This is a genomic window from Nocardioides rubriscoriae, assembly GCF_008087085.1.
GTDB lineage: Bacteria > Actinomycetota > Actinomycetes > Propionibacteriales > Nocardioidaceae > Nocardioides > Nocardioides rubriscoriae.
The window spans coordinates 62,465-68,464 of sequence record NZ_VIYJ01000015.1 but is presented as its reverse complement, the minus strand read 5'-3'; the positions used below and the strand labels follow the sequence as shown (position 1 = coordinate 68,464).

Below are 6,000 nucleotides of genomic sequence, written 5' to 3'. Positions count from 1 at the left end.
GTCCATGTCGAGGTCTTCCCGATGGCTGTGTAGGAACTTCCATCCTCGGAAGACCTCGACCCATCTCCGGTCACCGACGCGCCGCGAACTCCTGACCGGCACCTACACCTTCAACTGTGAAGAGCCAGCAAACTCGGATGGCTCTCGCCGATAGAGTTCGAACGCAACCGCATCATCACCGTGGCATGAGATCCAAGCAATCTCGACTGCGTGGAACCCGGGGCAGACCAGAGCCTCTACAGAACCCAGGGCGATTCAGAACCCAGGGCGATTCAGCCTCGGCTTTGAGGTCGCGTACGGCGAATCAACGACCGGAATTGGTTGGCCGTTTGGTCAGCGAGATTAACCGAGCTCAACCCAACTCAGGCCAACCCACATGCCTCCTGACCTGCGGTTTTGCTTCTAGTGACGCCTGCCGACGCGACTGGGGGTCGAGGGGTCGCAGGTTCAAGTCCTGCCAGCCCGACCGAAGAACACGCAGGTCAGAGGCCGTGTCCGCCGGTGGCGGACACGGCCTGGACCGCGTTGCGGCACGCCGACTGTCCACGTGAGACGTCTGCTCGGCGCCACGCTCGTCCCACGAAGCGGTCCTGGGTGGAGTCGCCGCTGGTGGATCGAGCCCGTACGCCGGTCTGGGCCCCTGTGCCCGTGCTGACTCATGCACTGCGGATGATCCGTGGGCTCGAGCGCGCCACCACCGTTGGCGGATGGGCACGGCGAACCGCAGCACCAGCAGTCCTCGAGACGACACCGCCCTGCTCGAGGCGATGATGAACCTGACCAGGGTCCACCGCGCGCACGAGCAGTTCTACGCGTCCTCACCCCGGGAGTTCGCCGTCGTCCTGCAGCGCCATGCCCGCACCCTCCAGGCGCTGGCCGACCAGTGGTCGACCGCCGAACCGTCGTCGCGGGCGGCGCTCAGCCCCTACGAGGGAGCCGACGACCTCAACAGCGCCGTCGCCGTCCAGCTCGACGGAGTGCTGTTCCTGGAGGGGGAGGGACGCCCGCCGGAGATCGGGCACCTCGTCCGCGACCTGCGCAACGCGGCCGAGGACCAGAGGGCCACGGGGGAGTGGCTGGCCAGGGCCATGGAGTCGTCGTGGGCGGTCGCGGCGACCCTGGTCGGGATCGACGGGCTTGCCGACCTGCTCGGGGAGCGGCACCGGATCATCGCCGACGACTGGCAGGCGGCGGCCATGAACGACCTGCAGGCTCGCCTGCTCGACCGGGCCGCCGACGTCCTCGAGCACGTCGACTTCACCCCCTCAGCCCTGCGCGCCGACCTCGCCGGCCGGCACGTCGCGAGCGGCCTGCTCTACTCCGCGGCCGAGATGATCGCCCACGCTGCCGACCTGTGCAGCGACTCGGCCGGTCTGGTCCACGGCAACGAACGCCGTTGGCGGACCTTCCGGACCCGGGTGGCCGCGGTGCTCGCGACCCGTAACGAGATCGGCCCGGTGGACGCATGACGCCGGACGCCCGCCCGGCGACACGGCTGCATGAGCGCCCCCACGGCTCGGGCCCGTGACGTGGTGATGGACGACGACCCGTCGACCGGCCCCCCGGGCCCGGGAGCTGCCGGAGGTCCTGGTGCGGCAGCGCCGGAGTCGTACGTGTGGCCGCTGATCACCCTGGCCATGGTCATCGTCCCGCAGGTGCTGGTGCCCGCGAACATGCGCGAGGGTCCGCCCGTGGTCGTCCCGGCCGTCGAGACGCTCGTCTTCGTCGTCCTGCTCGCCGTGGCGGCCAAGCCCGGACCGGTCCCGAGGGTGGCTCGACCCCTCATCCTCGTCCTCTTCACGGTCCTGGTCCTGGCGAACACCGCAGCAGCCGTGAGGCTGGTGGCGCAGGTCCTGCGGAGCACTCCCGCGGGCGAGACACCGCCCACCGTGACCCAGCTGCTCGTCACCGCCGTGACCCTGCTCGCCACCAACATCGTCACGTTCGGCCTGCTCTACTGGCAGCTCGACGGTGGCGGCCCGGGGGAACGAGCGGTCGACGCCCGGCCGTACCCGGACTTCCAGTTCCCCCAGACCGGCAGCGACGGCCTGGCACCGCCGGGCTGGAAGCCGCGCTTCCCGGACCACCTCTACGTGGCGTTCACCAACGTCGTCGCCTTCAGCCCCGCCGACGCGATGCCACTGACCCACCGCGTCAAGGGTCTGATGGCCGTCCAGTCGCTGGTCTCCCTCGCCGTGCTCGCAGTGGTGCTCTCGCGGGTGATCAACATTCTGCCGTCATGACCGGGGCTCAGTCGGCGGCCGGGGTGTAGACGAGCTTCTTGTTGACGAACTCGTCGATGCCGTAGGGGCCGAGCTCGCGGCCGACACCGGAGCGCTTGGTGCCGCCGAAGGGCAGGTCGGCCACCGAGCCCTGTGCGGTGTTGATCCACACCATCCCGGTGTCCAGCCGGTCCGCGACCTCCTGGGCCTTGGCGACGTCGGTGCTGTAAACCACGCCGCCCAGACCGAAGTCGGAGTCGTTGGCCAAAGCGATCGCGGCCTCGGCGTCGGCGACCCGGTAGACCACCGCTGCGGGGCCGAAGAGCTCCTCGCTGTAGGCCCGCATCTGCGGGGTCACGTCGGCCAGGACTGTCGCCTCCATGAAGGCGCCGGTGCGCTCGACACGCTTGCCGCCGGTGAGCACGGTCGCACCCTTGGCGACGGCGTCCTCGATCTGCTCGACGAGCGTGACGACCGCCTGCTCCGAGGACAGCGGGCCGAAGTCGACACCCTCCTCGGTCGGGTCACCCGGGGTGAGCCCGGCCATGGCGTCGGTGAACGCCGCGACGAAGTCGTCGTAGAGCTCGTCGACGACGACCATCCGCTTGGCGCCGTTGCAGGCCTGGCCGGCGTTGCCCATGCGTCCGCGCACGGCAGCCTGGACGGCGGCGCCCAGGTCGTCGGTGTCGAGGAGGATGAACGCGTCGGACCCGCCGAGCTCGAGGACGACCTTCTTGAGGTGGCGACCGGCGACCTCCGCGACGGCCGAGCCGGCGCGCTCGCTCCCGGTGACCGAGACGCCCGCGACGCGCTTGTCGGCGATGATGTCGGCGGACTGGTCGTTGGTGGCGAAGACGTTGACGTAGGCCCCCGCAGGCAGACCGGCGTCGGCGAAGATCTGCTCGATCGCCAGGGCCGACTCGGGGCACTGCGGCGCGTGCTTGAGGATGATCGTGTTGCCGATCATGAGGTTGGGCGCCGCGAAGCGGGCGACCTGGTAGTAGGGGAAGTTCCACGGCATGATCCCGAGCAGCGGTCCGACGGGCTCCTTGCGGACCAGCGCCTTGCCGCCCATCTTCGGGCTCAGCGGGGTGTCGGCGAGCAGGGTCGGGCCCTCGTCGGCGTAGTAGCGGTAGATCGAGGCCACGAGTGCGATCTCGCCCTTGCCCTCAGCGAGCGGCTTGCCCATCTCGCGGGCGATGATCAGGGCCAGCGCGTCGGCGCGCTCGTCGTAGAGGTCGGCGACGCGGTTCAGGATGGCGGCGCGCTCGTCCTTCGACGTCGTGCGCCAGGCGGAGTACGCCGTGTGGGCGCGCTGGACGGCGTCCTGGATCTCCGCGTCGCTGGCGGTGGGGTAGTCCTGCTCGACCGTGCCCGTGGCGGGGTTGACGACCTGGTAGACGCTCATGCGGGAGTCCTCTCGTGGTGCAGGGAGGCGCCGGGTGTTGCCGACGCCGATGCCAGTCCCAACCCGGGTAGCAGGCCGGAAAGTCCCGGCGACGCCCGGTGTGACGGTTGCCTCGCACGGGCCCCGGCCGGGAGACCCTGATGCGCCGAAGTCCGCCCGGGACGTTGGTGCGGTCGATACCATGGGGGGTACATGATGAAGAACCTCGCCCCCCGCCTCCGTGCCCTGGTCCACTCACGCACCGTGCTCGTCCTCGGGATCGTCGTCAGCGTGGTCATCCCCGCCGTGACCCTGCCGCGCCTGCCGCACGTCACCGTGTGGCCCGTGCTGCTCGGGCTCGCCCCGTGGGTGGTGGGCAAGTACCTCCTGTGCCCGCTGCGCTGGCGGGTGCTCACCGACGGCGGGTTCAGCCGCCGCTGGCACCTGCGTGCCTACGCCGAGTCCGAGCTCCTCGGACTGTTGACCCCCGGGCACGTCGGCGCCGACGTCTGGCGTGTCCACCGGTTTTCGCGCGCCGGGCTCGGGCGCGGTGACGCCGTCATGAGCGTGGGGATGGACCGGTTCGTCGGTGCGATCGGGCTCGCCGTCTTCGTGGGCTTCGCGGGTGCGGCCCTGCCGTTGCGGATGCTGCTGGGCGCCGCCGGCCTCGGCGTCGCGCTGGTCGTGGGGGCGCTGGTCGTACGTCGGGTCCGACCCGACTGGTTGCCGAGTCGACCCCTGCCACGTCCTCGTCAGCTGGCTCATGCGCTGGTGCTCTCCGCCGGCTACCAGCTGTCGATCGCCGCTCTGCTGCTCGGCACGGTCGCAGCGACCGGCCACACGGTCGCGCCGCTCGCGGTGCTGGGCGCGTTCGGCGCCAGCCAGCTCGCCGGCGCGGTGCCCGGCCCCAACGGAGCCAGCCCGCGTGACGCGGCGCTCGTGGTGGCCCTCGTCGCCCTCGGTGTCCCGTGGGCGGCCGCGGCGGGTGCGGTCGCGCTCAAGGCCGCCGTGGCCTGGCTGCCGGCCCTCGTCCTGGGCGGCGTCAGCCTGGTGGTCACGCGCCGCGCACTCAGGGCCGGTACGCCGGCGCTCCAGCCGGCCTGAGCCCTCGTCGGCCCGCAGGGCTCCTCGAGGTGCCGCAGAGGTGCCAGGGAGGTGCCACAATCGGAGATCCACGGACCTTCCGGGTCTCGGCAAGAGGAGGACGCATGCCACGACTCGACCGCGTGGCCGCCGGCGCGGCCCGCGACGCCGGCCGGATCGACCCTGCGCTGCTGGGCGACTTCCTGCCCATCGTGGTCGACGCGGCTGCCTCGGGCCGCCGGTTACGCCGTGCGGAGCTGCGGGCCTGCGAGGAGCGGGGGAGCGCCGCCGCACTGGCCGGGGTGCCCCTGCGCGCCCTGGTCGACCTCTACCTCTCGGCGTGCTGGCGCCTGTGGGAGGAGCTCGACCTCGTGGACGGCTCGGCGGTGGCCAGCGCCGACGCCTCCCAGGTCAGGGCCGCCGGGCTCGCGGTGCTGCGCGCCGCCGACGATGCCGTCGCGGCGCTGGCCGAGGGCTTCCAGCTGGCACGCAACGACCTGTCGCGCCACCAGGAGTCGATGCGGCGCGAGGTGTTCGACCTGCTGTTGGCCGGCGGTCCTCCCGCGGTCGGGGTGACCGGCCGGGCCGCCGACCTGGGGCTCGACCTGACCAGCCCCCATGCCGTGCTCGTGGCCAGGCACGAGCGCACCTTCGACCACCCGTCGTTGACGTCGGTGCCGCGGCGCCTCGAGAGCGCGCTGGGTGGTCGCCACGGAGACGCCTATCCGCTGGTCGCCGTCAAGGACGGCGCCCTGGTGTGTGTCTTCGCGGCCCCGGACCAGGCCAGCGTGGGCCTGGTGGGCGAGCGCCTCTCGACGGTGCTCGCCGACGTCGACCCCGGCGCTGCCGCGGCTCCTGACCGCCGCACCTGGCAGGCGGCAGTGGGTCGTACGCTTCCCGGCGCCGGATCGGTCCGCGTGTCCTACGAGCAGGCCGTCAGCGCCCTCGCGCTCGCACGACGCCTGGGCCTGGACTCCGCCCTGGTCGACTCCGGCGACCTCGTGGTCTACGAGGTGCTGCTGCGCGACCGGGCCGCGATCGACGAGCTCATCGCCACCGTGCTGACGCCCCTGCGCCAGGCCAGAGGTGGTGCCCGACCGCTGCTGGAGACCCTCGAGGCCTACTACGCGAGCGGCGGGGTCGCCACCGCCACCGCAGCCCGACTGCACCTCTCGGTCCGGGCCGTGACCTACCGGCTCCAGCGCATCGGCGACCTGCTCGGGATGGATCCCACCGACCCCGCCCACCGTTTCACCCTGCACGCGGCGGTCCTCGGGGCGCGGCTGCTCGACTGGTCCTGAAGGCTTT

General features: G+C 71.7%; 5 protein-coding genes. 4 read left to right on the top strand and 1 reads right to left on the bottom strand.

Translation table 11 applies throughout. From position 1 onward, the window contains the following. The first annotated feature begins 707 nt into the window (after positions 1-707). Together FZC61_RS21790 and FZC61_RS21785 are read left to right on the top strand one after the other, a co-directional pair. The gene (locus FZC61_RS21790) at positions 708-1,469 is read left to right on the top strand and encodes a hypothetical protein (RefSeq protein WP_148616369.1); all 762 of its coding nucleotides are present in this window, start codon (positions 708-710) and stop codon (positions 1,467-1,469) included. A gap of 30 nt (positions 1,470-1,499) precedes the next feature. Beyond that, a complete protein-coding gene (locus FZC61_RS21785; protein WP_211357390.1) occupies positions 1,500-2,243 on the top strand; it encodes a hypothetical protein in 744 nt (247 codons plus the stop codon). A 7-nt stretch (positions 2,244-2,250) separates the two neighbouring features. Here FZC61_RS21785 and FZC61_RS21780 read toward each other — a convergent pair whose 3' ends face one another. Then, positions 2,251-3,630: an NAD-dependent succinate-semialdehyde dehydrogenase gene (locus FZC61_RS21780; RefSeq protein WP_148616368.1), complete on the bottom strand. Its 1,380-nt coding sequence runs from the start codon at positions 3,628-3,630 to the stop codon at positions 2,251-2,253. A gap of 192 nt (positions 3,631-3,822) precedes the next feature. On the opposite strand from FZC61_RS21780, the gene FZC61_RS21775 reads away from it, so the two are divergent. After that, a complete protein-coding gene (locus FZC61_RS21775; RefSeq protein WP_148616367.1) occupies positions 3,823-4,713 on the top strand; it encodes a lysylphosphatidylglycerol synthase domain-containing protein in 891 nt (296 codons plus the stop codon). Between the two features lie 104 nt (positions 4,714-4,817). Beyond that, positions 4,818-5,993 (top strand): PucR family transcriptional regulator, encoded by a 1,176-nt coding sequence (locus FZC61_RS21770; RefSeq protein WP_148616366.1) that lies wholly within the window; start codon positions 4,818-4,820, stop codon positions 5,991-5,993. Positions 5,994-6,000: the final 7 nt, after the last annotated feature.

Coding starts and splice junctions, on each gene's coding strand:
- FZC61_RS21790 (WP_148616369.1), top strand. CDS start 708: ATGGGCACGGCGAACCGCAGCACCAGCAGTCCTCGAGACGACACCGCC.
- FZC61_RS21785 (WP_211357390.1), top strand. CDS start 1,500: ATGAGCGCCCCCACGGCTCGGGCCCGTGACGTGGTGATGGACGACGAC.
- FZC61_RS21770 (WP_148616366.1), top strand. CDS start 4,818: ATGCCACGACTCGACCGCGTGGCCGCCGGCGCGGCCCGCGACGCCGGC.
- FZC61_RS21775 (WP_148616367.1), top strand. CDS start 3,823: ATGATGAAGAACCTCGCCCCCCGCCTCCGTGCCCTGGTCCACTCACGC.
- FZC61_RS21780 (WP_148616368.1), bottom strand. CDS start 3,630: ATGAGCGTCTACCAGGTCGTCAACCCCGCCACGGGCACGGTCGAGCAG.